This window comes from Acidimicrobiales bacterium, from assembly GCA_035547835.1.
In the GTDB taxonomy this organism is placed as follows: domain Bacteria; phylum Actinomycetota; class Acidimicrobiia; order Acidimicrobiales; family Iamiaceae; genus DASZTW01.
The window spans coordinates 330,539-354,977 of sequence record DASZTW010000007.1 but is presented as its reverse complement, the minus strand read 5'-3'; the positions used below and the strand labels follow the sequence as shown (position 1 = coordinate 354,977).

The window sequence follows — 24,439 nt, the reverse complement described above, 5'->3', positions numbered from 1 at the left end:
CCGCTCGAAGTCGAGGAGTACCTGACCTGGCTGCGCGTCGAGCGGGGCCGGTCCGCCAACACCTTGGCCGCGTACCGGCGCGATCTGGTGGCCTACTGGACGTGGCTCGCACGCCAGCAGCGGGCCTTGGCCGAGGTCACCGAAGCCGATGTGACCGGGTACGTCGGCTTCCAGAAGGCGCATGGCCGCGCGCCCTCGTCGGTGAAGCGCTCCTTGGTGGCGGTCCGCTCACTGCACCGGTTCCTCGCCATCGAAGGAGCAGCACCGGCGGATCCGGCCGCCGACGTCGAGGTGCCCCGGGTCCCGCAGGGCCTCCCGAAGGCGCTCAGCGAGGAGGAGATCACCTCGTTGATCGACGCGGTGGCGGGCGAGGGCCCGATCGAGCGCCGCGACCGGGCGATCCTCGAAGTGCTGTACGGCACGGGGCTGCGCATCTCGGAGCTCGTGGGGCTGTCGCTCGGCGACGTGAACCTCGACGACGGGGTGCTGCGCGCGTTCGGGAAGGGAGCCAAAGAACGAGTGGTGCCCATCGGCCGAATGGCCCACGACGCACTCGACGCGTGGTTGTCACCCGGCGGCCGGGCCCTCCTCGAGCCGCGTCGGTGGGCGCGGCGCAGCGATGCGGAGGCGATGTTCCTCAACGCCCGCGGCGGCCGCTTGTCGCGCCAAGGCGCCTGGGGGATCGTGCGCAAGTACGGCGCCAAGGCCGGCGTGACGGGACGGCTCACGCCCCACGTGCTGCGCCACTCGTGCGCGACCCACCTGCTCGACCACGGCGCAGACATCCGAACGGTGCAAGAGCTGCTGGGGCATGCCTCGGTATCGACCACCCAGGTGTACACGAAAGTGTCCACCGAGCGGCTCTGGTCGGTGTACCGGGCCGCGCACCCCCGCGCTCACGGGGGCCGCTGACCGGGCGAGAATCGGGGCCGGTGCGGCCGCGTTCCCGACTACCCTGAGCAGATGACCGTGTCCAGCGACGCCGACGAGATCCGCCGCCAGCTCGAAGACGAGCGCGACGACTTGCAGTCGCGTCTCGACGAGTTGAGCCGGACCGAGGTGGCGGGCAGCGAGGGCCCGCTCGCGTACGACGACAACTTCGCCGACTCTGGCCAGGTTGCGGCCGAGCAGGGCGAGAACCAGGCGTTGGCCGGGCAGCTGCGTGAACAGCTCGACGCCGTCGACAAGGCGCTCGCCCGCCTCGCCGACGGGTCGTACGGACGTTGCGAGGTGTGCGGCGAGCCCATTGCCCCGGCCCGCCTCGAGGCGATGCCGGCCGCGACCACTTGCATCAACCACGCCTGAGAGACCGACCGGAGTCGGGGAGCCGTTGGCGCCGCAACTGTTCCACTTGGCGAAACGGTTCGTCGGCTCGCTGATGGCGACCGATCCACCGCCCGCAGATGACGCGTGGGCGCGACGTCACCTCTTGCCAGGCGAGCAGCAGCTGTGGGCTTCCATGCCGGCCGCCGACCGCAGCCATGCCGTGGGTGTCTCGCAGCGGGTGGCGCGCGCGCTCGGTGCGGCGGCGACCCGCCCGGTGCTCGCGGCTGCGCTGTTGCACGATGTCGGCAAGACGGAGGCGGCGCTCGGTACGTTCGGACGGGCCGTGGCCACGGTGCACGCGGCGCTGGCCGGTCCCCGGCGGGCGGGGTCGTGGCGGTCCGCATCCGGCTGGCGGGGTCGGGTGGGACGCTATGTGGCGCACCCCGAGCTCGGCGCCGTGCTGCTCCGGGCGGCAGGGTCCGACCCGCTGACGGTCGCCTGGGCCGCAGAGCACCAGGGACAGGACCGCAGCGGCGTCGTGCCGGCGGAGGTCGCGGCCGCGCTGGCGGCGGCCGACGACGACTGAGGCCCGGCCCGACGCGACATGCGACCCCCGACACCGCCAGGCCGTTTTTCTGGCACGTCTGCTACACCCTGGGAGCTGCAAGCGACGGGTCGAGTGGGGTGTGCGCAGTGAGCAACGAAGCCGAGGGCGAGGCCCGGGAGATGGAGCGACCGACCACGTCGACGCGCGACGTGGGGGAGACGGCCGCCGCGCTGCAGCGCTGGCTGGCCGGCAAGCTCCCCGAGGGCAGCGACCCGGAGCTTGGCGACGTGGTCGTCCCCGAGGGCAACGGCATGTCATCGGAGACGCTGCTGTTCACGGCGTCGTGGCGCCGCGAGGGCAAGCCCGAGTCGCGGCGCTGCGTCGCCCGTATCGAGCCTCCGGATTCAGCTCACCCGGTGTTTCCGTCGTACGACCTCGATCTCCAGTACCGCGTCATGGACCTGGTCGGGCGAGCGACCGCCGTGCCCGTGCCCGAAGTGATGTGGTTCGAGGGCGACCGATCGGTGCTCGGTGTGCCCTTCTTCGTGATGAGCCGCATCGACGGCGAGGTGCCGCGCGACGTGATGCCGTACACGTTCGGCGACAACTTCGTGGCCGACGGCAGCGACGGCGACCGGGCGGCCCTCCAGCGCTCCGCGATCGCCACCTTGGCCGAGATCCACACACTTCGGCCCCACCAGCACGATCTCGGGTTCCTCGCGTACGACGAGCCCGGCGCATCCGCGCTCGAGCGGCATCTGGCCCATTGGCGGGGTTATCACGAGTGGGTCGTGGCGACGCGCCCCTCGCCGCTCTTGGCCGACTGCTTCCGCTGGCTCGAGGACCACTTTCCCGAGGAGACCGGACCCGACGCGTTGTCATGGGGCGACAGCCGGATCGGCAACATGATGTTCGTCGGGACCGACGTCGTCGCGGTGTTCGACTGGGAGATGGCGGGCATCGCTCCGCCCGAGGTCGACGCCGGCTGGATGTCGTACTTGCACCAGTTCTTCCAAGACCTCACGGTCGATGCCGGGATGCCCGGGCTGCCGGGCATGTTCCAACCGAACGAGGTGCGACGCACGTACCAGGAAGTGTCGGGCCGCGAGTTGCACGATCTGCGCTGGTACGTCGCGTACGCCGCGATCCGTCACGGGGTGATCATGCGGCGGGTCACCGAGCGGTCGATCCTGTTCGGCCAGGCCGAGGTCCCTGACGACCTCGACGACCTGATCATGCACCGCCGGACCCTCGAGGGAATGCTCGACGGTTCGTACTGGGCGACGATGGGATGGTGACGAGGGCGATGGCAATGCGGTCGCGCGGTCGCCGCCAGCCGGTGCTCAGCGGTGTCCGCGGGCGTACCAGGCGAGGGATACGACGACCCACAGCCCGCTGACCGCGGCCGGCAGCGGGTAGCCCTTGTGCAGCCACGCCGCGATCACGGCGATCATGGCGAGCGTGTGCAGCACCATCAGCGCACGGCGTCGCTGGCGGACGACCAGCGGCCACTGCATGATGATGACGACCGCCACCACGTAGCCGAGCGCCAGGGCGAGGGTGTCCCTCACGGCGAGGTCACGCGGGAGGCAGCAGGCCGACGGCGGTGACTGCTCGCTCCAACGTGACCGCCGCCGTCTCCCGTGCGCGGTCCGCCCCATCGACCAGGATCTTGGCCACCACCGCGGGATCGGCGGCCAGCTCGGCGTAGCGCGCCTGGATCGGTCGGAGGTACTCGACCACCGCTTCCGCGACGTCGGTCTTCAAAGGCCCGTACTGCTCGTAGCCCGCAGCCAACTCGTCGGGCTTGCCGCCGCGAACCGCGGCGAGGATCGACAACAAGTTCGACACGCCAGGCTTTGCCGCCGGGTCGTAGCGCACCTCGGTGTCCGTGTCGGTGACCGCGCGGCGGATCTTCTTGGTGATCGAGGCGGGGTCCTCGAGCACTTGGATCGTGCCCGCAGGGCTGTCTTCGGACTTCGACATCTTGCGGCTCGGGTCGCTCAGGTCCATTACGCGTGCGCCTGCGGTGCGGATGACGGCCTTCGGGACCGTGAACACCGGGCCGTAACGGCTGTTGAACCGCTCGGCGAGATCGCGGGTGAGCTCGACGTGCTGACGTTGGTCGTCGCCGACCGGCACTTCCTCGGTGTCGTACAACAAGATGTCGGCCGCCATCAGCGTGGGGTACGTGAGCAGGCCACTCGAGACGAAGGTGGCCGACGCCGACTTGTCCTTGAACTGGGTCATCCGGCGCAGCTCGCCGATCGACGCCGTGCACTGCATCAGCCAGGCCAGGGAGGTGTGCTCGGCGACATGGCTCTGCACGAACAACGTGGCCACTTCGGGGTCGATGCCGACGGCCAGCATCAGCGTGGCGAGCTCGAGCGTGCGCCGTCGCAGCTCCGCCGGGTCGATGGGGCGGGTCAGGGCGTGGAGGTCGACCACGCAGTACACCGCGTCGCGGCTCTGGTCGGCCACCCAGTGGCGCAACGCCCCGAGCAGGCTGCCGAGAGTCGCGTCGCCGGTGGGCTGCATGCCCGAGAACACCCGTGTCATGTCCGGCGATCGTACGCGGCGTGCCGGCGGTGCCCGAACGGGTTCTGCGCGGCGCGGGTGGCGGGGGCCACACGGGCAAGCAGCGGTCGGCGCGTAGCCTGACGGCATGACCGGTCGGCCCCAGGTCGTGATCATCGGCGCCGGCTTCGGCGGCTTGGCCTGCGCGGACCGCCTGGCCGGAGCGTCGTTCGACGTGACCGTGGTCGACCGGAACAACTACTCGACGTTCCAGCCGTTGCTGTACCAGGTCGCGACCGGCGGGCTGAACGCTGCGGACGTCGCGTACCCGGTGCGCAGCGCCCTCCGTCGCCGCCCGCGCGTGCGGTTCCGGTGGGCCGACGTCATCGGCGTGGACTGGTCGGCGCGTTCCTTGTCGGTGCGCGACCTCGGCGCCGCGAGCGGAGCGGTCGAGGCATCGCTGCCGTTTGACCACCTCGTCGTCGCGGCAGGCGGTGCAGCCGAGTTCTTCGGCGTCGAAGGCGCCGCCGAACACGCGCTCCCGCTGTACTCGCTCGGCGGGGCCGTGGGCCTCCGCAACCGCGTGCTGCGCCAGTTCGAGCGTGCCGCGGCGTCGCCCGATCGCCTGGGTGCGGGCACCTTGACCGTTGCGGTGGTCGGTGGGGGACCGACGGGCGTCGAGGTGGCCGGCGCCCTGGCGGAGCTCTTCGAGCGGGTGTTCCCGACCGACTACCCGTCACTGGACTTGGCGAAGGCCCGGGTGGTGTTGGTGGAAGCTGCCGACCTGCTTGCCGCGTTCGGCGAGCCGTCGCGACGCCATGCGCGGGACCGGCTGCTCGCCAAAGGCGTCGAAGTCCGGCTCGGTGTCGGGGTGAAGGCGATCCGCGCCGATGGCCTGGCGCTCGACTCGGGTGAAGATCTGGCAGCCGACACGGTGATCTGGGCGGCGGGCGTGCGGGCGGCCCCGGTCGCCGCGCTGCTCGGGCTCGCCAGCGGCAGGGGCGGCCGGGTGGTGGTCGACGAGCGGCTGCGCGTGCCGGACCACGATCACGTGTGGGCGATCGGCGACGTGGCCGAGATCGCCGCAGGCCCGGCCGGCGCCGGTGTCGGCCACCTGCCGGGGTTGGCCCAAGTCGCGTTGCAAGGTGGCAGGTACGTGGCTGCGTCGATCCTGAACGAAGCTGCTGGTCGCCCGCGCCCGGGGCCGTTCCGCTACCACGACAAGGGGATCATGGCGACGATCGGCCGCCGGGCCGCGGTGGTCGAGCTGCCCTCGGGCCTGCGTCTGTCGGGTGGGATCGCATGGTTGGCTTGGCTCGGCCTGCACCTGGTGTTCCTCACGGGACTGCGCAATCGGGTGTCCGTGCTGGTCAACTGGGCGTGGAACTACGTGTGGTGGAATCCCGCTTCGCGGCTGATCCTCGGCGACGCCACGGGCGAGGGCGATGACGCAGCTCGCAGCGCCGGGCACCCGCCGGAGGGCGAAGGCGGGCCTCTGGCATGACTGCTTTCGCGAACTACAACCGTGCAACTAGCATGTGGTCCATGGCGTACGAGGTCCAGACCGCGGTCTTCGCCGGACCGTTCGACCTGCTGTTGCACCTGATCTTGCGCGAGCAGGTCGATCTGTACGAAGTGTCGCTGGTGCGCATCGTCGATGAGTACCTGGCGGCGCTCGACCAGATGGAAGCCCTCGACCTCGAGATCGCCACCGAGTTCCTGCTCATCGCGGCCACGCTCGTCGAGCTGAAGAGCAAGCGCCTCTTGCCCGGCGCCGGCGACCTCGACCTCGATGACGAGCTGTCGCTGTGGGAGGAGCGCGACTTGCTGCTCGCCCGTCTCGTGGAGTGCAAGACCTTCAAGGACGCGGCGGTCGTGCTCGCCAAGCTGGCCGAAGTTGCCGGGCGGTCCGTGCCGCGCATGGTCGGGCTCGACGAGCGCTTCTTGGACCTCACCCCGGACCTGCTTGCCGGCGTCGGGCCCGAGGATCTCCGCGCGGCCTACCTGCGGGCATCGGCACCGAAGCTGCAACCACGCATCGACCTCGACCACGTCGCCCCGATCCGGGCGAGCGTGACCGACGCGGTCATCGAGCTGGCCGACGAGCTGCCTCGCGTGGGCCAGATCACCTTCCGCTCGCTCACCTCGTCGTTCGCCGAGCGGCTCGAAGTCGTGGTGCGCTTCCTGGCCGTCCTCGAGCTGTACAAGCGGGGCCTGGTCGACCTGCACCAGTCGTCGACCTGTGGCGAGCTGTCGATCCAATGGATCGGCGTGGCCGACGACGACGCCTCGGTGCTCGATCTCGCCACGGTCGACGCGTACGACGGCTGAGGGCATGACCATCGACTTGGGCGACCTGCCCGAGCACGAGACCGAGGCGCTACGGGCGATCGAGGCGCTCGTGATGGTGGCCGAGCAACCGGTCGAGCCGCAGCTGCTCGGCCAGCTGATCGAACTTCCGACCAACCGCATCGAGGAGCTGTGCGCGGCGCTGGCCGAGCGCTACGAAGCGCGTGGGCACGGTTTCCAGCTCGTGCGGGTGGCCGGCGGCTACCGCTTCCAGACCCATCCCGACCTGGCACCGTACGTCGAGCGCTATGTGCTCGAGGGTCAGGGTTCTCGCATGTCCGCCGCCGCGCTCGAGACACTGGCCATCGTGGCCTACAAGCAGCCGCTCTCTCGGGCGCAGGTGTCCGCGATCCGCGGCGTCAACGTCGACGGGGTGATGCGCACGCTCCAACAGCGTGGCTACATCGAGGAAGTGGCCCGCGATCCGGGTCCGGGCCAGGCCGTCTTGTACGGCACCACGAGCGCCTTCCTCGAGCGGCTCGGCATCGACGACGTGTCGGACCTTCCGCCCCTGGCCGGGTTCATCCCCGACGCCGACGTCGTCGAGGCGCTCGAGCACGGCTTGCGCGCCGAGCCTCCGGGTGAGCGGCTCTCGGACGACTCGGACGACGGCGGCGATTCGCCCGGCGGCGAGCCGGAGCGGTGATCCGGGCCGAGGGCGGTGGCGCGGAGCGCCTCCAGAAGGTGCTCGCCCGCGCCGGCCTCGGCAGCCGCCGGGCCTGCGAGGAGCTGATCATCGACGGCCGCGTGAAGGTCAATGGCGAGCTGGCCGAGCTCGGTCGGCGGGTCGATGTCGAGCGTGACCGGATCGAGGTCGACGGGGCGCCCGTGTCCGTGCGGTCCGACGACGTCTACTACCTGCTCAACAAACCCGTCGGCGTGGTCACGACCGCCGACGATCCGCAAGGTCGCCCCAAAGTGGTCGACCTCGTTCCCTCCGAGCCGCGCGTCTTCCCGGTCGGTCGTCTCGACTTCGACACCGAAGGCCTGTTGTTGCTCACCAATGACGGTGAGCTCGCCCACCGGCTCACCCACCCGAGCTTCGGCGTCGAAAAGGAGTACCTCGCGCACGTCGACGGCGACCCGAGCCCGTCCGCCTTGCGTCGGCTGCGCGAAGGGGTCGATCTCGATGACGGGCGCACCGCACCTGCGAAAGTCGGCCACCCGGGCCCCGGCATGGTGCGCTTGGTCATCCACGAAGGCCGCAACCGTCAGGTCCGGCGCATGTGCGAGGCCATCGGGTACCCCGTGGTGCGGTTGGTGCGCACGCGCATCGGCTCGGTCACCGACCCGCGGCTCGCGCCAGGGGAGTGGCGGCTCCTCACCGACGAGGAGCGGCGTTCGCTCGAGCGTGCCACGGCCGGGTTGCCCACGCGACCGGGGCGGATTTGGTCGGGCCAGGAGTGGTCAGGCCCTGAGAACCCGGATCGGGGCGGCGAGGAGGACCGGTAGGGTTCCACGGATGCCGAAGTCCGTCCGAGCGCTCCGTGGGGCCACCACCGTCGATCACGACACGCCTGAGGAGATCGAGAAGCGGGTCGTGGCACTGCTGCGCGAGATGTTCGACCGCAACGGCGTCGACCACGACGACCTGGTCAGCATCTTGTTCACTGCCACTGATGACCTGCACTCGACGTTCCCGGCCACGGCGGCCCGCTCGATCGGGCTCGGCGACGTGCCGTTGATCTGCGCCCGCGAGCTCGACATCGAGGGCGGCAAGGCGCGCTGCATCCGGGTGATGGCCCACCTCGAGACGGAGCGGACCCGCAGCGAGCTGCACCACGTGTACCTCGAAGGTGCCCGTGACCTGCGCGACGATCTCCCAGCCTGACGAGCCACGATCGTGAATCTCGACTTGTCCCGGCGCCACGCCAACATCGTCGGCTGTGGTCTGATCGGCGGCTCGATCGGTCTGGCGCTGCGTGCCCGGGGTTGGCACGTGTCCGGCACCGACCTGGATCCAGCGGTCGCCGGCCGGGCACTGGAACTGGGTGCGCTCGACTCGATCGGGAGCGATCCCGACGCGACCATCACGTTCGTCGCGGCCCCGGTCGGGGCCATCCCGGCCCTGGCGAAGGCCAGCCTCGACACGACGCAGGGCGCGGTCACCGACGTCGGCGGGGTGAAAGCGGGGATCGTCGGCGCCGTCGGCGGGGGACGGTTCATCGGCGGCCACCCAATGGCCGGGTCGGAGCAGCTCGGTGTCGACGGTGCCGATCCCGACCTGTTCCAAGGTGCCGTGTGGGTCCTGACCCCGGTCGCGCACACCGACCCGGAGTGCTACGCCTTGGTGCGCTCGGTGGTGAGCGATCTCGGCGCCGAGGTGATCGCGCTGGCGCCCGAACGCCACGACGACCTGGTCGCGGTGGTGTCGCACGTGCCGCACCTGACGGCAACCGCGATGATGCGCCTCGCCGCTGCCCGGGCGGAGGAGCACCAACCCCTCTTGCGGCTCGCGGCGGGTGGGTTCCGCGACATGACCCGGATCGCCGCCGGTAGCCCGTCGATCTGGCCGGACATCTGCGCGGAGAACCGCGACGCGATCTGCACCGTGATCGACAGCCTCATCGCCTCGCTGGGTGAGCTGCGCGACACGGTGGCGAGGTCCGACCGCGACGGCCTCCTCCACGCGCTGACGGAAGCCCAGGCGGCACGGCGCAACCTGCCGTCGCGGGTGAGCGATCTCTCCGAGGTGGCCGAGCTGCGGGTGCCGGTGGCCGACCGCGTCGGGGTCATCGCCGAGGTGACCACGCTTGCCACCGAGCTGGGGGTCAACATCGCCGACGTCGACCTCGCCCATTCGAGCGAAGGCGACGCAGGTGTGGTCGTGGTGCTCGTGGACTCGTCGAAAGCGGAAGCTTTCCGCGAGGGCCTCGTCGAGCTCGGGTACCGTCCGGCACTCCGTTCCTTGGAGTAGCCGCCGATGGATCTCGCCGACCCCACCACGCTGCCGGACCCCTACGAGATCCAGCCGTTCGCCGGCCCGATCGACGCCGTGGTCCGTCCGCCTGGTTCGAAGTCGATCACCAACCGGGCGCTGCTGTGCGCCGCATTCGCCCGGGGCACCACGGAGCTGAGCGGTGTGTTGTGGTCGGACGACACCGAGGCCATGGTGGCGGCGCTCCGCACGCTCGGGATCGACATCGAGGGCGCGCCCGGCGACGACCAGGTGGTCGTGCACGGCGGCGGCGGCGAGCTGGCCCCAGGGCCTCGTGCGCTCGACGGACGGTTGTCCGGCACGACGACCCGGTTCGTCGCCTCGGCATTGGCGCTGGGTCGCGGCACGTACCACCTCGATGCCTCGCCCGCGATGCGAGCCCGGCCGCTCGATGCGACGTTCGACGCGCTGACCCAGCTCGGCGCGTCGGTCGCTCCGGTCGGCGCCGACCCCCTGCCTGCCGCGATCACACCTCCGCGGGAGCCTCGGGGTCCCGCCCGCCTCCGCATGGCCGGTGACGCCACGAGCCAGTCGCTATCAGGTGCGCTGCTGGTGGGACCGTGCCTACCCGGTGGTCTGGTGATCGAGCTCACCACGCCGCTGGTGTCCAGGCCGTACGTCGAGCTCACGCTGGCCGTGATGCGAGCGTTCGGCGCCGAGGTGAACGAGGAACCGGGCGCTCGCTACGTGGTGGCGCCGGGCGGCTACGCGGGCTCGTCCACCGGCAAGTACGACATCGAGCCCGACGCCACCGCGGCCTCGTACTTGTGGTCGGCGGCCGCGCTCACGCGCGGGCGAGTCGTGGTCGAGGGGCTCGGATCGTCGTCGCTGCAGGGCGACGTCGGCTTTGCCGACGTGCTCGGCGCCATGGGCGCCACGGTGGAACGCGAGGGTGGATCCACTGCGGTCTCGCTCGGTGGCGATCTGGCCGGCATCGAAGTCGACATCGGTTCCATGTCGGACACCGCGCAGACACTGGCCGTCGTCGCGGTGCACGCCACCGGTCCCACCCGGATGGACGGCATTGGATTCATCCGTCGCAAGGAGACGGACCGGATCGGCGCGGTCGTGGCGGAGCTGGGGCGCCTTGGTATCACCGCGCACGAGCACGACGACGGATTCACGGTCGAGCCGGGCACGCCGCGACCTGGGGTGGTGCGTACGTACGACGATCACCGCATGGCGATGTCCTTCGCGTTGCTGGGCCTGGTCAGCCCGGGGATCGAGATCGCGGATCCGGGGTGTGTGGCCAAGACGTTCCCCGAGTACTTCGCGGTCCTCGAGTCGCTACGGCCGCCAGGTAGGCTCACGGCCCGATGACCGTCATCTGCATCGACGGCCCCGCCGGGTCGGGGAAGTCGACCGTGGCCAAGGCGGTCGCCGCTCGGCTCGACCTCGCGTACCTGGACACCGGCGCCATGTACCGATCGGTCACGTTCGCGGTCCTGCGGAGAGGCATGGACCCTGCCGACGCCGACGATGTCGCCGCCGTGGCCGAGCAGGTCGAGTTCGACGTGGGCCCCGATCGCGTCACCGTCGAAGGCGTCGACGCAACCACTGCGATCCGGGGACCCGAAGTGACCCGCGCCGTGAGCGCGGTGGCCTCCAACCCGCGAGTGCGCAAAGAGATGCGTCGGCGCCAGCGTGAGTGGATGGCAAGCAAGGGGGGCGGCGTGGCCGAGGGTCGCGACATCGGGTCGGTCGTGTTCCCCGACGCCGATCTGAAGGTGTTTCTCACGGCCGACGCTGGCGTCCGCGCGGCGCGGCGTGCCGGTGAGGTCCGCGACTTGGAGTACGAGACGGTGGCCGCAGATCTCGCTCGCCGCGACGCGCTCGACGAAGGCCGCACCGACTCACCGACCTCCGTCGCCCCCGACGCGGTCGTCATCGACACCACCGACCTCGACGTCGGCGGCGTCGTCGACGCGGTCGTGCGGTTGCTGCCGTGAGCGAGCCGGAGGGCGAGCTCGGCCGGCGTGCGCGACGGGTGCACCAGTCCCGGCCCGCCGACACACCGCCGTCCCGCGGCGAGATGCGGTTCTACACCTTCATCCGGCGCCTGATCTTCGGGCTCTGCCGGCTGTGGTTCCGGCTCGAGATCCGTGGCAGGGAGCACCTTCCCGAGGGGCCGTTCGTACTCGCCCCGATCCACCGGTCGAACCTCGACTTCGCGCTGGTGTCGAGCGTGGTCACCCGCCGCATGCGGTTCCTGGCCAAGGACACGATCTGGAAGGGCGCGTGGGGGCGAATCTGGGATGCGCTGGGTGCCATCCCGGTGCACCGTGGCACACCCGATCGCGACTCACTGAAGGCCTGCGTGGCGGTCGTCGGGGCGGGTGAGCCGCTGGTGCTGTTCCCCGAGGGCACCCGTCAGACCGGTCCGCGCATCCACGAGTGCTTCGACGGAGCGGCCTTCGTGCAGGCCCGCACGGGTGTGCCGATCGTGCCGGTCGGCATCGGCGGTTCCGAAGCGGCGATGCCGAAAGGGTCCAAGTTCCCCAAGCCGCGGCGAGTCGTGGTGGTGATCGGACCGCCGCTGTCCGCGCCCGAGCGCGCGGCGTCGGGCGTGGTGCGCCGCTCATCGGTGCGCCGGCAGACCGAGCTGCTCGCCGCAGCGGTGCAAGCACAGTTCGACGAGGCACAAGCGCTGGCCGGCACGCCGAACACGCCGGAGTCCTAGTGGTGCGTCCCTTGGTCAGTGGAACGTGGTGCCGTGCAGCAGCACGCCGAAGAAGACGGCGGCCAGGGCCGTGAGGCCACCGACCGCTCCGCCGATGGCGAGCGCCTTGCGGTTCGAGGTGCCGGCGTGGACACCCGCCGAGATCCCCGATGCGGCCACGATGACCAGCTTCACGAACAGCGTCGTCCACCAGGCGGTGTCACCTTTGTGCAGGTCGGCTTGCACCGCAACGTTCCAGATGCCTGTCGCGATCAGCGCCGCGAATGCCGGCCAGGCGATGCGCTGAAATGCCCGGGCCGCGGCCTTGGTGGCGTCGGGCCCGAGCTTGCGCATGGCGGGCACCATGCCGGCCAGCGTGATCTGCCCTCCGACCCACACGGTGGCGGCGAGCACGTGGATGAAGACGCGTACGGTCCCGACGTGGATGTCCAACATGGCGCCGGCCGCAGTGGCGAGCTCAAGTGAGGCTCGCGAGCACATCGCTCGCGTGCACGGATCGGTCGTTCAACGCCGGCCGGTCGGGGACCGATCCGCCGAGTGTGAACGTGGCGATTGCATCGATCCCCCCGATGAGCTCGCGGAGGTTGCGCGGCGGCGGGAAGTACTCCTCCTCGTCACGCAAGCGCACTTCTTCGACGCCGTTGGTCGGCGCCAGGCGATCGATCACGGCTTGCACGACCTGCTCGGGGGCCGATGCGCCGGCGGTGACACCGACGGTGCCCGACAAATCGTCGGGAAGCTCCTCAGGGCCGTTGATCCGCAGCACTCGGGGGCAGCCGGCCTCGCGGGCGAGCTTCTCGAGCGCCCTCGTGTTCGAGGAGTTGGCCGAGCCGATGACGACCACGGCATCACAGTGGTGAGCGATCTCGTCGAGCGCGGCTTGGCGGTTGGTGGTGGCGAAGCACAAGTCGCTGCGGTTCGGCATCCACAGTTGCGGGAAGCGGTCGTTGGCCGCGCTGGCGATGCCCGCCCAGTCCCGGTGGCTGAGCGTGGTCTGCGCGACCAGGGCCACCGGTGTCTCGCTTTCGAACTCCGGTAGCGCCTCGACCTCGGCGAGGGTCTCGACGCGGTGGATGGCCTCGGGTGCCTCGGCGATCGTGCCCTCGGCTTCTTCGTGCCCTTCGTGGGCCACGTACACGATCTGGTAGCCCTTGCTCGCACGGGTCTTGACCTCGTGGTGCACCTTGGTGACCAGCGGGCACACGGCGTCGACCACGTAGCCGCCGGCAGCGCGGGCCGCTTCGACGACTTCGGGCGCCGAGCCGTGCGCCGAGAGCATCACGGGCCGGCCGGCGGGTACCTCGCTGATGTCGTCGACGAACACCACGCCCAAGTCGCGGAAGTGCTGCACCACCAGCTGGTTGTGGACGATCTCGTGGTAGCAGTACACGGGCGGGTCGAACGCCCGGACCATCCACGCCAGGGCCTTGATGGCCATCTCCACGCCGGCGCAAAAGCCGCGGGGTGCGGCCAGCAGCACGAGGTCGACATCGGTCACGGCCCTCCACGGTAACGGCGGTCTCAGCCACTTCGCGATTCGGCGATGCGGGCCGGTACCCTTGACGGATGCCCGCGCCCAGCATCGTCGCCGTCGCGGACGGGTCCGCGGCCGCGCGCGCTGGTCTGGCCGTTGGCGACGAGGTCCTCGGCGTCGAGGGCACCAGCCCACGTGACGTGCTCGAGTGGCATCAGCTCGTCGACCGGGCCGACCCCGAACTCGAGATCCGTCGCGGCGGGGTCGATTACACGCTGGTGGTGCCCAAGCCGGAAGGCGAGCCGCTCGGCGCCGAGGTCCACTCCGCCGTGTTCGACCAGGTCCGCACGTGCGACAACCACTGCGAGTTCTGCTTCATCTACCAGCTGCCGAAAGGCTTGCGGCGCAGCTTGTACTTGAAGGACGACGACTACCGGCTGAGCTTCCTGTACGGGAACTTCACCACGCTGACCCGCTTCACCGAGGCCGATCTCGAACGGGTGGTCAGCGAAGGTCTGTCGCCGCTGCACGTGAGCATCCACGCCACCGACCCCGACGTGCGTTCGATGATGCTGCGCAACCGCCGCGGCGCCACGAGCCTTCGGTGGCTGCGTGCGCTGCTCGACGCCGGCGTGGAGGTGCACGGCCAGATCGTCTGCTGCCCGGGCTTGAACGACGGCTCGGTCCTCGACGACACGTTGAGCGGCGTCTTGGACCAGTACCCGGAGCTCGCGACGTTGTGCGTGGTGCCTCTCGGCGTGAGCCGCTTCAACCCCGAGACACGCATGCGGCCGCACACCCGCGACGAGGCGGCGGCTGTCGTGCAGACGGTCCACGACTGGCAAGACGTGTACTTCCGAGCGCTCGGTCGACGGCTGGTGTTCGCCGCCGACGAGTACTACCTGCTGGCCGACCAGCCCTTTCCCTCCGCCGAGACATACGAAGGCTTTCCGATGCACGAGGACGGCGTCGGGATGGCCCGCACGTTCGAAGCGGAGTTCCTGGGCCGGGTCGAGCGCGCCACGGGCGTGCAGACGGGCTTCTTCCACTCGGTCGACGGTGCCCCCGCCGAGGGCTACCGGGCCGCCAGGACCTGCGGCGATGACAGGGCAGTCGAGGGGCTGCGCATCGGCCCGCGGCCCGGCGCGCCGCTCGCGATCCTCACCGGTCCGTACGGCGCCCGCATCCTCGGCCCGCTGATCGACGGCCTCGACCGCGCCGACTTACGGGTCGTGGCCATCGACAACCGGTACTTCGGCGGCAACACCGGCGTGGCGGGCCTGATGGTCGGCGACGACATCGCCCGGGTGTTGGCCGACCAACCGGCCGGTCACCGGTACGTGTTGCCCGACGTCTGCCTCACCGGTGGGCGCTTCCTCGACGGCACCACGCCTGCCGATCTCCCACGGCCGGTCGAGGTCGTGCCCACCGACGGCATCGCGCTGCGCCGCCTGCTGCAACCGGGCTGGACACCCGGCGATGCCTGACCAGCGCGTCCCGGTCGTCGCGATCGTCGGCCGCCCCAACGTCGGCAAGTCCACCTTGATGAACCGGGTGGTCGGCCGACGCGAGGCGATCGTCGAGGAACGACCTGGCGTCACCCGTGACCGCAAAGAGGTCGAGGCCGAGTGGAACGGCCGCGACTTCGTCCTCGTCGACACGGGCGGGTGGCTGCCCGGCGGCGACCACCTCGACGCCAAGGTGTCCCAGCAGTCCGAGCGGGCGGTGCTCGACGCCGACGTGGTGCTGTTCGTGGTCGATGCGTCCATCGGCGTCACCGAAGAAGACGACCGTGCAGCGTCGATGGTGCGTCGGAGCGGCAAACGGGTCCTGTTGCTGGTCAACAAAGTCGACGACACGAACCGCGAACCGCTGATCTGGGACTTCGTGCGCCTCGGGCTCGGCGAGCCGGTGGCGGTCAGTGCGCTGCACGGCCGGGGCACCGGCGACGCGCTCGACGCCCTCGTCGCGCTGCTGCCCGCGCCTGTCGAGGCGCCCGAGCCCGCTGCCGACGGCGAGGCGGCTCGCCGCGCTCGCGACGTCTTGTCGGTGGCGCTGGTCGGGCGCCCCAACGTCGGGAAGTCCACGCTGTTCAACCGGCTCATCGGCGACGAGCGGTCCGTGGTGCACGACATGCCCGGCACCACCCGCGACACGATCGACACGGTCATCGAGACCCCGGGCGGTCCGTTGCGGTTCGTGGACACGGCGGGGATGCGTCGCCGGAGCCGCATCGACCAGGGCACCGAGTACTTCTCGCTGGTCCGGGCCTTGCAGGCCGTCGACTCCGCCGACGTCGCCTTGTTGTTGATCGACGCCACCGAAGGCGTCACCCACCAGGACCAACGGCTGGCGGAACGGGTCGAGGGTGCGGGTTGCCCGGTGATCGTCGTGCTGAACAAGTGGGAGCTGCTCGACGCCGAGGCACGGGCGCTGGTCCAAGCCGACGTCGAGCGCAAGCTCGCGTTCCTGGGACGGGCGGTGGTGGTGAAGACCAGCGCGCTCTCGGGCAAAGGGGTGCACAAAGTGCTGCCTGCGCTGTCAGGCGTGGTCGACGAGTACCGGCGGCGCATCCCCACCCGGCAGGTCAACGAGGTGATCACGCTCGCCCAACAAGCCCACCCGGCTCCTGGCGGAGCGCGGGTGCTGTACGCCACACAGGGCGCCACCGACCCGCCCACCTTCACGCTCTTCGCCAACCGGGAGCTGCCCCGGACGTACCTCCGGTTCCTCGAGAACCGCATCCGCGACGCGTTCGACCTCGGCCAGACGCCGATCAAGTTGCGGGTCCGCAAGCGCACCGACTGACCAGCCCCGCCGACCAGGGCAGGCCAACCAGCCCCGCCCACCACCTCGGGCCGGCACAACCCACCCTGCGGTGAGCAGTTGGGGTCACGGGGGCGCCCTGGGCACGCAACGCTCGGGGCCGGGGGCGGTCTCGTGCCGGCGGTAGCATGGACGGCCTCATGGTGGAACGCCTGATCTTGGCGGCGGTGGCCGTCTCGTGCCTGGCCGCGGTCTTGGTCTGGGGCCGATCCGCCCGCCAGCACCACCGCACGTGGCGCCGCATCGAAGGCGACTTCGGTCCGGCTGCCGAGCCCACGGTGCTCGCGAGGTCGTCGTTCCGCAAGGAGCTGCACGCGACCCTGTTGTACGGCGCCTTGGCGATCTCGTTCGGCATCGGCGCCATCGCCTTGCACCGCTGGACGGTGTCGACGTTCGTGCTCGTCCTGGTGCCCGTGGCGGTCTCGTTGGTGTTCGCCCGCGACTTCGTGCGGGCGGCGCGGCTGTCAGAGGACCGCCTCACGCTCGAGCGGCGCGCCGAAGAGGTCCTGACCCAAGAAGACCTCGCCCCCCGAAGGTGGGCCGCCCGCCTGGCCCCTGAGGAGCTGCCGGTCATCGACGGGTTCGCGATCGGGCGGGTGTACCAGCCGGGCACCGGGATGATGGCCGGCGACTTCTACGACGTGCTGCGCCTGGCCCCGAGCCGCGTGGCAGCGGTGATCGGCGACGTCACCGGGCACGGCATCGACTCGTCGATCACGGCCTTTCAGGCCAAGCACCTGCTGCGCGTGTTCCTGCGCCAGTACCGCGACCCGGCGCAGGCGCTCGAGGAGCTCAACCGCCAGCTGTTCACGTTGGAGCGGGGTGAGGAGTTCATCTCGTGCGCCGTCGTGGTGTTCGACATCACGGCTGGCACGTTGCGCTACGCGTCGGCCGGCCATCCCGCCGCGTGGCTCTGGCACGACCGCGAGGTGCGCCCGCTCCGCTCGACGGGCCCGCTGCTCATGCTCGACCCGGACGGCACGTTCTACAGCCGTGAGATCCCGTTGGAGCCCGGCGACACCACCCTCATGTACACCGATGGGCTCTCCGAGGCCCGCGACGGCGACCAGTTCTTCGGGGAGGAGCGGATCGCCAACACGTTGCGTCGCGACCCCGGAGCCGAGCCGCAAGTGCTGTGCAAGTCGCTGCTCGAAGCTGCCAAGGACTTCTCCAGCGCGGCGCTGAGCGACGACGTGGCGATCATGGTCGTGCGCCGCTCATGAGCACCGACGCGGGCACCAGCGCACAAGTCGGCGGCTCGCACCGCGACCGGTCCTTCGCCGACGCGGCCGATCGCGCGCGGCGCGGCAACTTGGAGCGCGGCGCGGCGAAACTCGAGCTCCAGCACAAGCTGTTCGTCCGCGACCGTCTCGACTTGCTGGTCGACCCCGGGTCCTTCGTCGAGGACGCACTGCTCGCCAATGCCACCGCGCAGGACCTGCCGGCCGACGGCGTGGTGACCGGCGTGGGCCGCATCGAGGGGCGCCCGGTGTGCGTGATGGCCAACGATCCCACCGTGAAGGCCGGGTCCTGGGGCGCACGCACGGTCGAGAAGATCGTCCGTCTCACCGAGCACGCGCTGCGACACGAGCTGCCGATCTTCTGGCTCGTCGACTCGGCTGGCGCCCGGATCACCGACCAGGTGCAGCTGTTCCCGGGGCGTCGCGGTGCCGGGCGGATCTTCTACAACCAAGTGAAGCTCAGCGGGCGGGTGCCGCAGGTGTGCTGCTTGTTCGGACCGTCGGCGGCCGGCGGCGCGTACATCCCGAGCTTCTGCGACATCGTGATCATGGTCGAGGGCAACGCGTCGATGTACCTCGGCTCGCCCCGGATGGCGCAGATGGTGATCGGTGAGCACACCACGCTCGAGGAGATGGGCGGCGCCCGGATGCACGCCACCGTGTCGGGGTGCGGCGACAACTTGGCGGTCGATGACGCCGACGCGATCGCGCAGGCCCGAGCGTGGTTCACGTACTTCCCGCAGTCGTGGCGGGAGCGCCCGCCGGAGTACGCATCGGTTGGGCCCGCGCGCTCCTTCGACACCGACCTCGTGCCGGTCGAGGAGCAGGTCGCGTACGACATGCACCAGGTGATCGACGCGCTCGTCGACGCCGAGAGCTTCTTCGAGTTGAAGGCGTTGTTCGCGCCGGAGTTGATCTGCGGCCTCGGCTTGCTCGACGGCCGCCCCGTCGGCGTCGTGGCGAACAACCCGGCGACGAAAGGCGGGGTGCTGTTCGTCGACTCGGCCGACAAAGCCGCGCGCTTCATCTGGTGTTGCGACGCGTTCAACATCCCGCTGCTGTTCCTCGCCGACGTGCCCGGCTTCATGGTCGGGACGCAAGTGGAGCGCGAGGGCATCATCCGTCACGGCGCCAAGATGGTCACGGCCGTGAGCGAGGCGACGGTGCCCAAGGTGTGCGTCGTGGTCCGCAAGGCGTACGGCGCCGGGTTGTACGCCATGGCCGGGCCTGCGTTCGAGCCCGAAGCCACCATCGCGCTGCCGACCGCGAAGATCGCGGTGATGGGCCCCGAAGCGGCGATCAACGCCGTGTACGCCAACAAGATCGAGGCGATCGACGACCCCGACGAACGGGCCGCCTTCGTGTCGGAGCAGCGCGCGATCTACGAGGAGGACGTCGACTTGTTGCGGCTCGCCTCCGATCTCATCATCGATGCCGTGGTCCAGCCCGCCGACCTCCGCGACGAGCTGATCCGCCGCTTCGAGCTGGCGGCCGGCAAGGACCGCCACTTCTCCGACCGCCGTCACGGCGTCCCACCTGTATGACCACGGCGCGCATGACCGAGGCGCTGCCGACCTCCGTCGACCTCCGCGAGGTCGGCCCTCGCGACGGCCTCCAACCCGAGCGGCCCGTGACCGTCGACCAACGGGTTGCGTTGATCGATGCCTTGGTCGGGGCCGGCGCCACCCACGTCGAAGCCGTGGCGTTCGTGTCGCCCCGTGTGGTGCCCGCGATGGCAGGCGCGGCGGAGGTGCTGGCGCGCATCGCCCGCCCCGAGGGCGTTCGCATCGCCGCCCTGGTGCCGAACGTGCGTGGCGCGGAGTTGGCGCTGGCCGAACAGGTCGACGAGCTCACGGTCACCATCTCGGCGTCCCCTGCCTACAACGAGCGCAACGTCCACATGACGCCCGAGGAGTCCGAGGTGGTGGTGGGGGAGATCGCGGGGCTCGCCGCCGGCTCGTCGGTCCCGGTCGACGCGGTGGTCTCGTGCGCGTTCGGGTCGCCGTACGAGGGCGATCTGCCCCCTGCGCAGGTCGCCGAGCTCGGCAGCCGTCTCCTGGCTGCGGGCTGTGCCTGCGTCACGTACGCCGACACCACTGGCATGGCCACGCCGCGTCGGGTACACGAGCTGCTCGATCGCACCGGATCCGACGTCGGCCTCCACTTGCACGACACCCGGGGCACGGGACTGGTGAACGCGTACGCGGGGCTGCTGCGCGGGGTTCGCCGCTTCGACACGTCGGTCGGGGGGCTCGGCGGGTCGCCGTTCGCAGCCGGGGCCACCGGCAACGTCGCCACCGAGGAGCTGGTCGCCCTGCTCGACGACTTGGGAGTGGCGTCGGGGTTCGACATCGAGCGTCTGTGCGACGCGGCCTCGTTCGCTGGCGAGCTCCTCGGCCACCCCGTGCCCAGCCGGGTGGCGGTCGCGGGCCCTCGCACCCGCCTGGTCACGGCGCAGCACGGCTGAGCCACCATGCCCTGGTGCGACGGTTGCAACCGCTTCTACGACGCCGACTCGGTCACCCCGGCAGGGACGTGCCCCACCTGCGGTGAGCACCTCGATCGGCCGGGCCCTGCCGATCGGGCCGGCGACGGCGACGATGCGAAACGCCCGGTCCCTTGGCACTTCTGGGTCCTCGTCGTCGCGCTCGTCATCTACCTCGGCTGGCGCCTCGTGCAGGGGATCGGTTGGCTCAGCCACCACTTGTGAGGCGGTAAGGTGACCGCCTCACCTCGGGCTGTGGCGCAGTTTGGTTAGCGCGCTTGACTGGGGGTCAAGAGGTCGGAGGTTCGAATCCTCTCAGCCCGACCACACGCAGGTCAGAGCCGGTCCGCAGGGGCCGGCTCTCGCCATTTCGGGCACGGTCGATCCGCGACGGCGCCGTGGCGCGGACATCCCACCTGGTCGGCGCGCCCTGCCGATAGCGTCTCGGGACGAGACGGGTGAGTGCCGGGCGGTCCGGGCCCCGGAGGGACCATTGCCACACACGACACCGCAACGCAGCCTGGACGGTCGCCTCGTCATCGTGCGCGTCATCTCGGTGGCCACCGTCTCGCTGGGCCTCGTCGTCGCGACGGCGGGGGAGCGGCAGTGGGCCTCTGTCCCCCTTGTCGCCCGGCTGGCCGTGCCGACCTCGCTCACCGACCATCGGCTCGCGGCGATGATCATCGGCATCCAGTTCGTGGTGCTCGGTCGCGGCGTGCTGCTCCAGCGCTGGCTGGCACATCGGGCCCTCGCGGTCGTGGTCTTCGTCGGCGCGCTGGTGAACGCCGTCGGCTCGCATCCACACCGGGTGCTCGCCCTCACCGGTCTCGCGATCGGCGTGGTGCTGGTGGCCACACGCGACGCGAGCCCCGTGGAGCCGGATGCAGGTCGGGTGCAGCCGGCACTGGTCGCGGCGCTCGGCATCGTCGTCACGATGGCCGGCGCCACCACCGCGTGGGTTTGGTGGCGCCACCCCGCCACGGGGGGACGCCCGGCCCTCGGGCATGCGGTCCGGGCGGCAGGGGGTGCACTCGTGGGCGCCGACGGCGGGCTCACGCACCTGGCGGGCGGAACGGGGCGCTTGGGTGACCTGCTGTTGGCCAGCACTGCACTGATCGTGTTGGCGGTGTCGGTGGTGATCTTGGCGCCACACGCGGGACCCGAGGTCGACGCGGCCGACTGGCGTCAGGCGGAGGCCCTGGCTGGCGCGCCGAGCGCCGACGGTCTCACTCCGTTCGCGCTCCGCCACGACAAGGTGTATGCGTTCAGTCCCGACGGCCGGGCGGCCATCGGCTACCGGGTGGTGTCGGGCGTCGCCTTGTTCGGCGGCGACCCGGTCGGCGATCCCGCGGCCTTCGACGAGGCCGTCGAGTCGTTCCTCGAGAAGTGCCACGAGAGCGGCTGGCGTCCGGCTGGCATCGGAGCCCGCGGCGACCGTGCCCACCTGTGGCGCGCTCGAGGGCTGGTCACCATCGGGATCGGCGACGAAGCCGCCGTCGACCCTCGGGAGTTCCGCCTCGACACGCCCCGGATGCGCAACGTACGCCAAGCGGTGCAACGGTCCCGCAACTTCGGCGTCACCACCGAGATCCGCCGCGAGGGCGAGGTGCCGTCGGCCGAGCGGGCCGGGCTCCTGGCGCTTGCCCACCGTTTGTGGGGTGGGGAAGGAGAGCGGGGCTTTTCGATGAACCTCGACCACGTGCTCACCGGCGACTGGCCTGAGTGCGTGGTCGTGACCGCTCGCGATGCCGACGGGAACGCGGTCGGTTTCCAACGGTTCGCGCCGACGGGTGGTGGACGGGTGCTGTCGCTCGACACCATGGTCCGGTCGCACGACGCTCCGAACGGCGTGAACGAGCGGATGATCGTCGACGTCATCGAGTGGGCGCGGGCTCGGGGCACCACCTGGGTGTCGATGAACTTCGCGGCGTTCCGCACGTTGTTCGAGACCGAGGATCGCACGATCGTGGAGCGAGTCGGCTACTGGGGCGCCCATCGTCTGGACCGCTACATCAAGGTCGAGTCGTTGTACCGGTTCAACAACAAGTTCCGGCCCGAGTGGGTCCCTCGCAGTGTGGTGCTGCGATCCTGGGTCGACCTCGGCTGGGTGGCGCTGGCGGCCGTGCAGGCCGAGTTCGGCCTCGAGATCCCGTTCGGCTCCGCCGCACTGGCCCGCCGCTCCCGAGAGATCCTTCGCTCGCTGCCGCGGGCTGGTCGATAACGTCGGGCCGATGTGTGGACGATTCGTCTCGGCGGCGCCACCTGACGAGCTCGCCCAGTACTTCTCCGCGCAGCTGGTGGCGGAGCGCGCCCTCGAACCCAGCTACAACGTCGCGCCCACCCGGGACGTCTACGTGGTCACGAGCGACGGCGAGGCCCGCCATCTCGATGCGTTCCACTGGGGGCTCGTGCCGCCGTGGGCGAAGGACCCGTCGGCCGGCAACCGCATGATCAATGCCCGCGCCGAGACGCTCGCCGACAAGCCCGTCTACCGCAAGGCCTTCGCCAAGCGCCGCTGCCTGATCCCCGCCACGGGCTTTTACGAGTGGAAGAAGATCCCGGGTCAGCGCACCAAGCAGCCGATGTTCATCGAGCGGTCCGACGGTGAGCCACTTGCGTTCGCGGGCCTGTGGGAGCGGTGGGCCCCGAAGAAGGCCGACGGCAGCTACGACGAGTCGGCGCGGCTGCGGTCGACCACGATCATCACGTGTGCGCCCAACGAGACCATGGCGCCCATCCACGACCGCATGCCCGTGATCCTTCCGGCCACGGCGTGGGACCGCTGGCTCGACCCCACCTTCGACGACCTCGAGGCGCTCGGTCAGTTCCTGGTGCCGGCCCCACCGGCGCTGCTGGTGGTGCACCCGGTGTCGACGCAAGTCAACAACGTGCGCAACGACGGCGCCGAGCTCATCGACGCCGTCTGACGTTCCCGTTCCGCGCGTGACTTGCGACCGCGACGGTGGGATCTTCTGCGCGGACGCGGGTGTGGCGACCGCGACGGTGGGATCTTCCGCGCGGAAGCGGATGTGGCGACCGCGACGGTGTCAGGTGTCGGCGACCTCGGGGCGTCCGGCCGCCCGCAGGGCCGCACGGAGCTGATCGGCGGCCTTGTCGAGCGCCTCGGGTGCCACGGCCGCGTCGGCGTTGGCGAAGCTCAGCTGGGACTCCGAGTGGAACGGCACCGCGTGCACGTGGACGTGGGGGACTTCGAGCCCTGCGATGATCACCCCCACGCGCGCGGGCCGGAACGCGGCCATCTGGGCACGCCCGACGTGTTGCGTGACGGCCATGAGGTGCGCCACCGCCTCGGGATCGAGGTCGAGCCAGTGGTCGATCTCGCGTCGAGGCACGACGAGCGTGTGACCGGGCGCGAGCGGCGCGATGGTGAGGAACGCCACGCACTGCTCGTCGCGCCAGACGAACCGGCCGGGGAGCTCCCCGTCGATGATGCGGGTGAAGATCGTCGTCATACGGTTTCGGATCGTAGGCTGCCGGCCCGTGGAGCAAGCGACCGCCCTCGACCCGGCCGCCGCGGGCGAGGACCGCATCCTCACCGTCCCGAACTTGATCACGTTCGGGCGGCTGTGCTGCCTGCCGATCTTCTTGTACTTGCTGTTCGGGCGTGACAACCGTGCGGCGGCCGGCTGGCTGCTGGCGGTGCTCGGCATCACCGACTTCGCCGACGGCTACATCGCCCGACACTTCGACCAAGTGTCGACGCTGGGCAAGATCATCGACCCGGTGGCCGACCGCCTGCTGTTCTTCGTAGGGATCAGCGCGATCCTCGTCGACGGCTCGGCGCCGCTGTGGATCGGCATCCTCGTGCTCGCGAGGGAGGCCGCGGTGTCACTGGCCACCTTGGCGCTGGCGGCCCGCGGCGCGCGCCGCATCGACGTCATCTGGTTCGGCAAAGCCGGTACGTTCGCCCTGATGATGGCGTTCCCGTCGTTCCTCGGCAGCCACAGCAGCCTCAGCTATGCCGATGCACTCGGCGTGCTCGCGTGGTGCACGGCCATCCCCGGATTGGTGCTCAGCTACCTCGCTGCGCTGATGTATATCCCACTGGGCCGCAAGGCCCTGGCCGAAGGACGAGCCGCGACTCCATAGGGGGAG

The 24,439-nt window shown here is 70.5% G+C and carries 26 protein-coding genes, 1 tRNA gene and 1 pseudogene; 23 read left to right on the top strand and 5 right to left on the bottom strand.

The features are described 5' to 3' along the window. The first annotated feature begins 18 nt into the window (after positions 1–18). From xerD to VHA73_08675, 4 genes and pseudogenes are all read left to right on the top strand, one after another. Positions 19–912: pseudogene (xerD, locus tag VHA73_08690) on the top strand (site-specific tyrosine recombinase XerD). 51 nt (positions 913–963) lie between these two features. Beyond that, entirely contained in the window at positions 964–1,305 is a 342-nt protein-coding gene (locus VHA73_08685) for a TraR/DksA C4-type zinc finger protein (protein ID HVX18097.1), read from the top strand. 25 nt (positions 1,306–1,330) lie between these two features. Beyond that, positions 1,331–1,852: a hypothetical protein gene (locus VHA73_08680; GenBank protein HVX18096.1), complete on the top strand. Its 522-nt coding sequence runs from the start codon at positions 1,331–1,333 to the stop codon at positions 1,850–1,852. 107 nt (positions 1,853–1,959) lie between these two features. Further along, a complete protein-coding gene (locus VHA73_08675) occupies positions 1,960–3,111 on the top strand; it encodes a phosphotransferase family protein (GenBank protein HVX18095.1) in 1,152 nt (383 codons plus the stop codon). Positions 3,112–3,156: 45 nt separating this feature from the next. Here VHA73_08675 and VHA73_08670 read toward each other — a convergent pair whose 3' ends face one another. Both VHA73_08670 and trpS read right to left on the bottom strand, forming a co-directional pair. Beyond that, entirely contained in the window at positions 3,157–3,384 is a 228-nt protein-coding gene (locus VHA73_08670) for a hypothetical protein (GenBank protein ID HVX18094.1), read from the bottom strand. A 7-nt stretch (positions 3,385–3,391) separates the two neighbouring features. Then, positions 3,392–4,372, bottom strand: a complete 981-nt coding sequence (gene trpS, locus VHA73_08665) for a tryptophan--tRNA ligase (GenBank protein HVX18093.1) — start codon at positions 4,370–4,372, stop codon at positions 3,392–3,394. Positions 4,373–4,478: 106 nt separating this feature from the next. Here trpS and VHA73_08660 point away from each other — a divergent pair, with 106 nt between their 5' ends. The 9 genes from VHA73_08660 to VHA73_08620 are packed head-to-tail and all read left to right on the top strand — an operon-like array spanning position 4,479 to position 12,297. Beyond that, the gene (locus VHA73_08660; GenBank protein HVX18092.1) at positions 4,479–5,834 is read left to right on the top strand and encodes an NAD(P)/FAD-dependent oxidoreductase; all 1,356 of its coding nucleotides are present in this window, start codon (positions 4,479–4,481) and stop codon (positions 5,832–5,834) included. A 41-nt stretch (positions 5,835–5,875) separates the two neighbouring features. Beyond that, on the top strand, positions 5,876–6,661 hold the full coding sequence (locus VHA73_08655; protein HVX18091.1) for a ScpA family protein: 786 nt from the start codon (positions 5,876–5,878) through the stop codon (positions 6,659–6,661). Between the two features lie 4 nt (positions 6,662–6,665). After that, positions 6,666–7,325: an SMC-Scp complex subunit ScpB gene (gene scpB, locus VHA73_08650; protein HVX18090.1), complete on the top strand. Its 660-nt coding sequence runs from the start codon at positions 6,666–6,668 to the stop codon at positions 7,323–7,325. Further along, on the top strand, positions 7,322–8,131 hold the full coding sequence (locus VHA73_08645; protein HVX18089.1) for a pseudouridine synthase: 810 nt from the start codon (positions 7,322–7,324) through the stop codon (positions 8,129–8,131). Before scpB ends, VHA73_08645 begins: the two co-directional genes overlap by 4 nt. Before the next feature lie 10 nt (positions 8,132–8,141). Beyond that, entirely contained in the window at positions 8,142–8,510 is a 369-nt protein-coding gene (gene aroH, locus VHA73_08640) for a chorismate mutase (GenBank protein HVX18088.1), read from the top strand. 12 nt (positions 8,511–8,522) lie between these two features. Continuing rightward, complete coding sequence (locus tag VHA73_08635; GenBank protein ID HVX18087.1) at positions 8,523–9,596, top strand: prephenate dehydrogenase/arogenate dehydrogenase family protein; 1,074 nt, start codon at positions 8,523–8,525, stop codon at positions 9,594–9,596. 6 nt (positions 9,597–9,602) lie between these two features. Continuing rightward, positions 9,603–10,937, top strand: coding sequence for a 3-phosphoshikimate 1-carboxyvinyltransferase (aroA, locus tag VHA73_08630; protein HVX18086.1), 1,335 nt, complete (start codon positions 9,603–9,605; stop codon positions 10,935–10,937). Continuing rightward, positions 10,934–11,566: a (d)CMP kinase gene (gene cmk / locus VHA73_08625; protein HVX18085.1), complete on the top strand. Its 633-nt coding sequence runs from the start codon at positions 10,934–10,936 to the stop codon at positions 11,564–11,566. Before aroA ends, cmk begins: the two co-directional genes overlap by 4 nt. Beyond that, complete coding sequence (locus VHA73_08620; GenBank protein HVX18084.1) at positions 11,563–12,297, top strand: lysophospholipid acyltransferase family protein; 735 nt, start codon at positions 11,563–11,565, stop codon at positions 12,295–12,297. The genes cmk and VHA73_08620 overlap by 4 nt, the downstream gene beginning before the upstream one ends. Before the next feature lie 15 nt (positions 12,298–12,312). On the opposite strand, the gene VHA73_08615 is transcribed toward VHA73_08620, so the two are convergent. Further along, positions 12,313–12,777, bottom strand: coding sequence for a hypothetical protein (locus VHA73_08615; GenBank protein HVX18083.1), 465 nt, complete (start codon positions 12,775–12,777; stop codon positions 12,313–12,315). After that, positions 12,755–13,795, bottom strand: coding sequence for a 4-hydroxy-3-methylbut-2-enyl diphosphate reductase (gene ispH, locus VHA73_08610; protein HVX18082.1), 1,041 nt, complete (start codon positions 13,793–13,795; stop codon positions 12,755–12,757). The genes VHA73_08615 and ispH overlap by 23 nt, the downstream gene beginning before the upstream one ends. A gap of 68 nt (positions 13,796–13,863) precedes the next feature. Between ispH and VHA73_08605 the strand changes: the two genes are divergently transcribed. The 9 genes from VHA73_08605 to VHA73_08565 all read left to right on the top strand — a co-directional run bounded on the left by VHA73_08605 (position 13,864) and on the right by VHA73_08565 (position 23,250). Further along, positions 13,864–15,258, top strand: coding sequence for a DUF512 domain-containing protein (locus VHA73_08605; protein HVX18081.1), 1,395 nt, complete (start codon positions 13,864–13,866; stop codon positions 15,256–15,258). Continuing rightward, positions 15,251–16,579 carry a ribosome biogenesis GTPase Der gene (gene der, locus VHA73_08600; GenBank protein HVX18080.1) on the top strand — a complete coding sequence of 443 codons (1,329 nt, stop codon included), beginning with the start codon at positions 15,251–15,253 and terminating at the stop codon, positions 16,577–16,579. Before VHA73_08605 ends, der begins: the two co-directional genes overlap by 8 nt. A gap of 158 nt (positions 16,580–16,737) precedes the next feature. Then, positions 16,738–17,820, top strand: a complete 1,083-nt coding sequence (locus VHA73_08595) for a PP2C family protein-serine/threonine phosphatase (GenBank protein ID HVX18079.1) — start codon at positions 16,738–16,740, stop codon at positions 17,818–17,820. Next, entirely contained in the window at positions 17,817–19,382 is a 1,566-nt protein-coding gene (locus VHA73_08590) for an acyl-CoA carboxylase subunit beta (protein ID HVX18078.1), read from the top strand. The genes VHA73_08595 and VHA73_08590 overlap by 4 nt, the downstream gene beginning before the upstream one ends. Next, entirely contained in the window at positions 19,379–20,305 is a 927-nt protein-coding gene (locus VHA73_08585) for a hydroxymethylglutaryl-CoA lyase (protein ID HVX18077.1), read from the top strand. The genes VHA73_08590 and VHA73_08585 overlap by 4 nt, the downstream gene beginning before the upstream one ends. Before the next feature lie 6 nt (positions 20,306–20,311). After that, complete coding sequence (locus VHA73_08580; GenBank protein HVX18076.1) at positions 20,312–20,548, top strand: hypothetical protein; 237 nt, start codon at positions 20,312–20,314, stop codon at positions 20,546–20,548. Between the two features lie 24 nt (positions 20,549–20,572). After that, a tRNA-Pro gene (locus VHA73_08575) sits at positions 20,573–20,650 on the top strand. Between the two features lie 214 nt (positions 20,651–20,864). Then, positions 20,865–22,544, top strand: coding sequence for a phosphatidylglycerol lysyltransferase domain-containing protein (locus VHA73_08570; GenBank protein ID HVX18075.1), 1,680 nt, complete (start codon positions 20,865–20,867; stop codon positions 22,542–22,544). Positions 22,545–22,554: 10 nt separating this feature from the next. Continuing rightward, on the top strand, positions 22,555–23,250 hold the full coding sequence (locus VHA73_08565; protein ID HVX18074.1) for an SOS response-associated peptidase: 696 nt from the start codon (positions 22,555–22,557) through the stop codon (positions 23,248–23,250). Positions 23,251–23,370: 120 nt separating this feature from the next. Here the strand turns inward: VHA73_08565 and VHA73_08560 are convergent, their stop codons facing one another. Beyond that, positions 23,371–23,796, bottom strand: a complete 426-nt coding sequence (locus VHA73_08560; protein HVX18073.1) for an HIT family protein — start codon at positions 23,794–23,796, stop codon at positions 23,371–23,373. A gap of 28 nt (positions 23,797–23,824) precedes the next feature. On the opposite strand from VHA73_08560, the gene VHA73_08555 reads away from it, so the two are divergent. Further along, positions 23,825–24,433: a CDP-alcohol phosphatidyltransferase family protein gene (locus VHA73_08555; protein HVX18072.1), complete on the top strand. Its 609-nt coding sequence runs from the start codon at positions 23,825–23,827 to the stop codon at positions 24,431–24,433. Positions 24,434–24,439: the final 6 nt, after the last annotated feature.

What these genes read in the sequence shown, in the direction of transcription:
- VHA73_08685 (HVX18097.1), top strand. Translation starts at nt 964, where the DNA reads ATGACCGTGTCCAGCGACGCCGACGAGATCCGCCGCCAGCTCGAAGAC.
- trpS (HVX18093.1), bottom strand. Translation starts at nt 4,372, where the DNA reads ATGACACGGGTGTTCTCGGGCATGCAGCCCACCGGCGACGCGACTCTC.
- VHA73_08660 (HVX18092.1), top strand. Translation starts at nt 4,479, where the DNA reads ATGACCGGTCGGCCCCAGGTCGTGATCATCGGCGCCGGCTTCGGCGGC.
- VHA73_08655 (HVX18091.1), top strand. Translation starts at nt 5,876, where the DNA reads ATGGCGTACGAGGTCCAGACCGCGGTCTTCGCCGGACCGTTCGACCTG.
- scpB (HVX18090.1), top strand. Translation starts at nt 6,666, where the DNA reads ATGACCATCGACTTGGGCGACCTGCCCGAGCACGAGACCGAGGCGCTA.
- aroH (HVX18088.1), top strand. Translation starts at nt 8,142, where the DNA reads ATGCCGAAGTCCGTCCGAGCGCTCCGTGGGGCCACCACCGTCGATCAC.
- aroA (HVX18086.1), top strand. Translation starts at nt 9,603, where the DNA reads ATGGATCTCGCCGACCCCACCACGCTGCCGGACCCCTACGAGATCCAG.
- cmk (HVX18085.1), top strand. Translation starts at nt 10,934, where the DNA reads ATGACCGTCATCTGCATCGACGGCCCCGCCGGGTCGGGGAAGTCGACC.
- VHA73_08615 (HVX18083.1), bottom strand. Translation starts at nt 12,777, where the DNA reads ATGTGCTCGCGAGCCTCACTTGAGCTCGCCACTGCGGCCGGCGCCATG.
- VHA73_08605 (HVX18081.1), top strand. Translation starts at nt 13,864, where the DNA reads ATGCCCGCGCCCAGCATCGTCGCCGTCGCGGACGGGTCCGCGGCCGCG.
- der (HVX18080.1), top strand. Translation starts at nt 15,251, where the DNA reads ATGCCTGACCAGCGCGTCCCGGTCGTCGCGATCGTCGGCCGCCCCAAC.
- VHA73_08595 (HVX18079.1), top strand. Translation starts at nt 16,738, where the DNA reads ATGGTGGAACGCCTGATCTTGGCGGCGGTGGCCGTCTCGTGCCTGGCC.
- VHA73_08590 (HVX18078.1), top strand. Translation starts at nt 17,817, where the DNA reads ATGAGCACCGACGCGGGCACCAGCGCACAAGTCGGCGGCTCGCACCGC.
- VHA73_08585 (HVX18077.1), top strand. Translation starts at nt 19,379, where the DNA reads ATGACCACGGCGCGCATGACCGAGGCGCTGCCGACCTCCGTCGACCTC.
- VHA73_08580 (HVX18076.1), top strand. Translation starts at nt 20,312, where the DNA reads ATGCCCTGGTGCGACGGTTGCAACCGCTTCTACGACGCCGACTCGGTC.
- VHA73_08565 (HVX18074.1), top strand. Translation starts at nt 22,555, where the DNA reads ATGTGTGGACGATTCGTCTCGGCGGCGCCACCTGACGAGCTCGCCCAG.
- VHA73_08560 (HVX18073.1), bottom strand. Translation starts at nt 23,796, where the DNA reads ATGACGACGATCTTCACCCGCATCATCGACGGGGAGCTCCCCGGCCGG.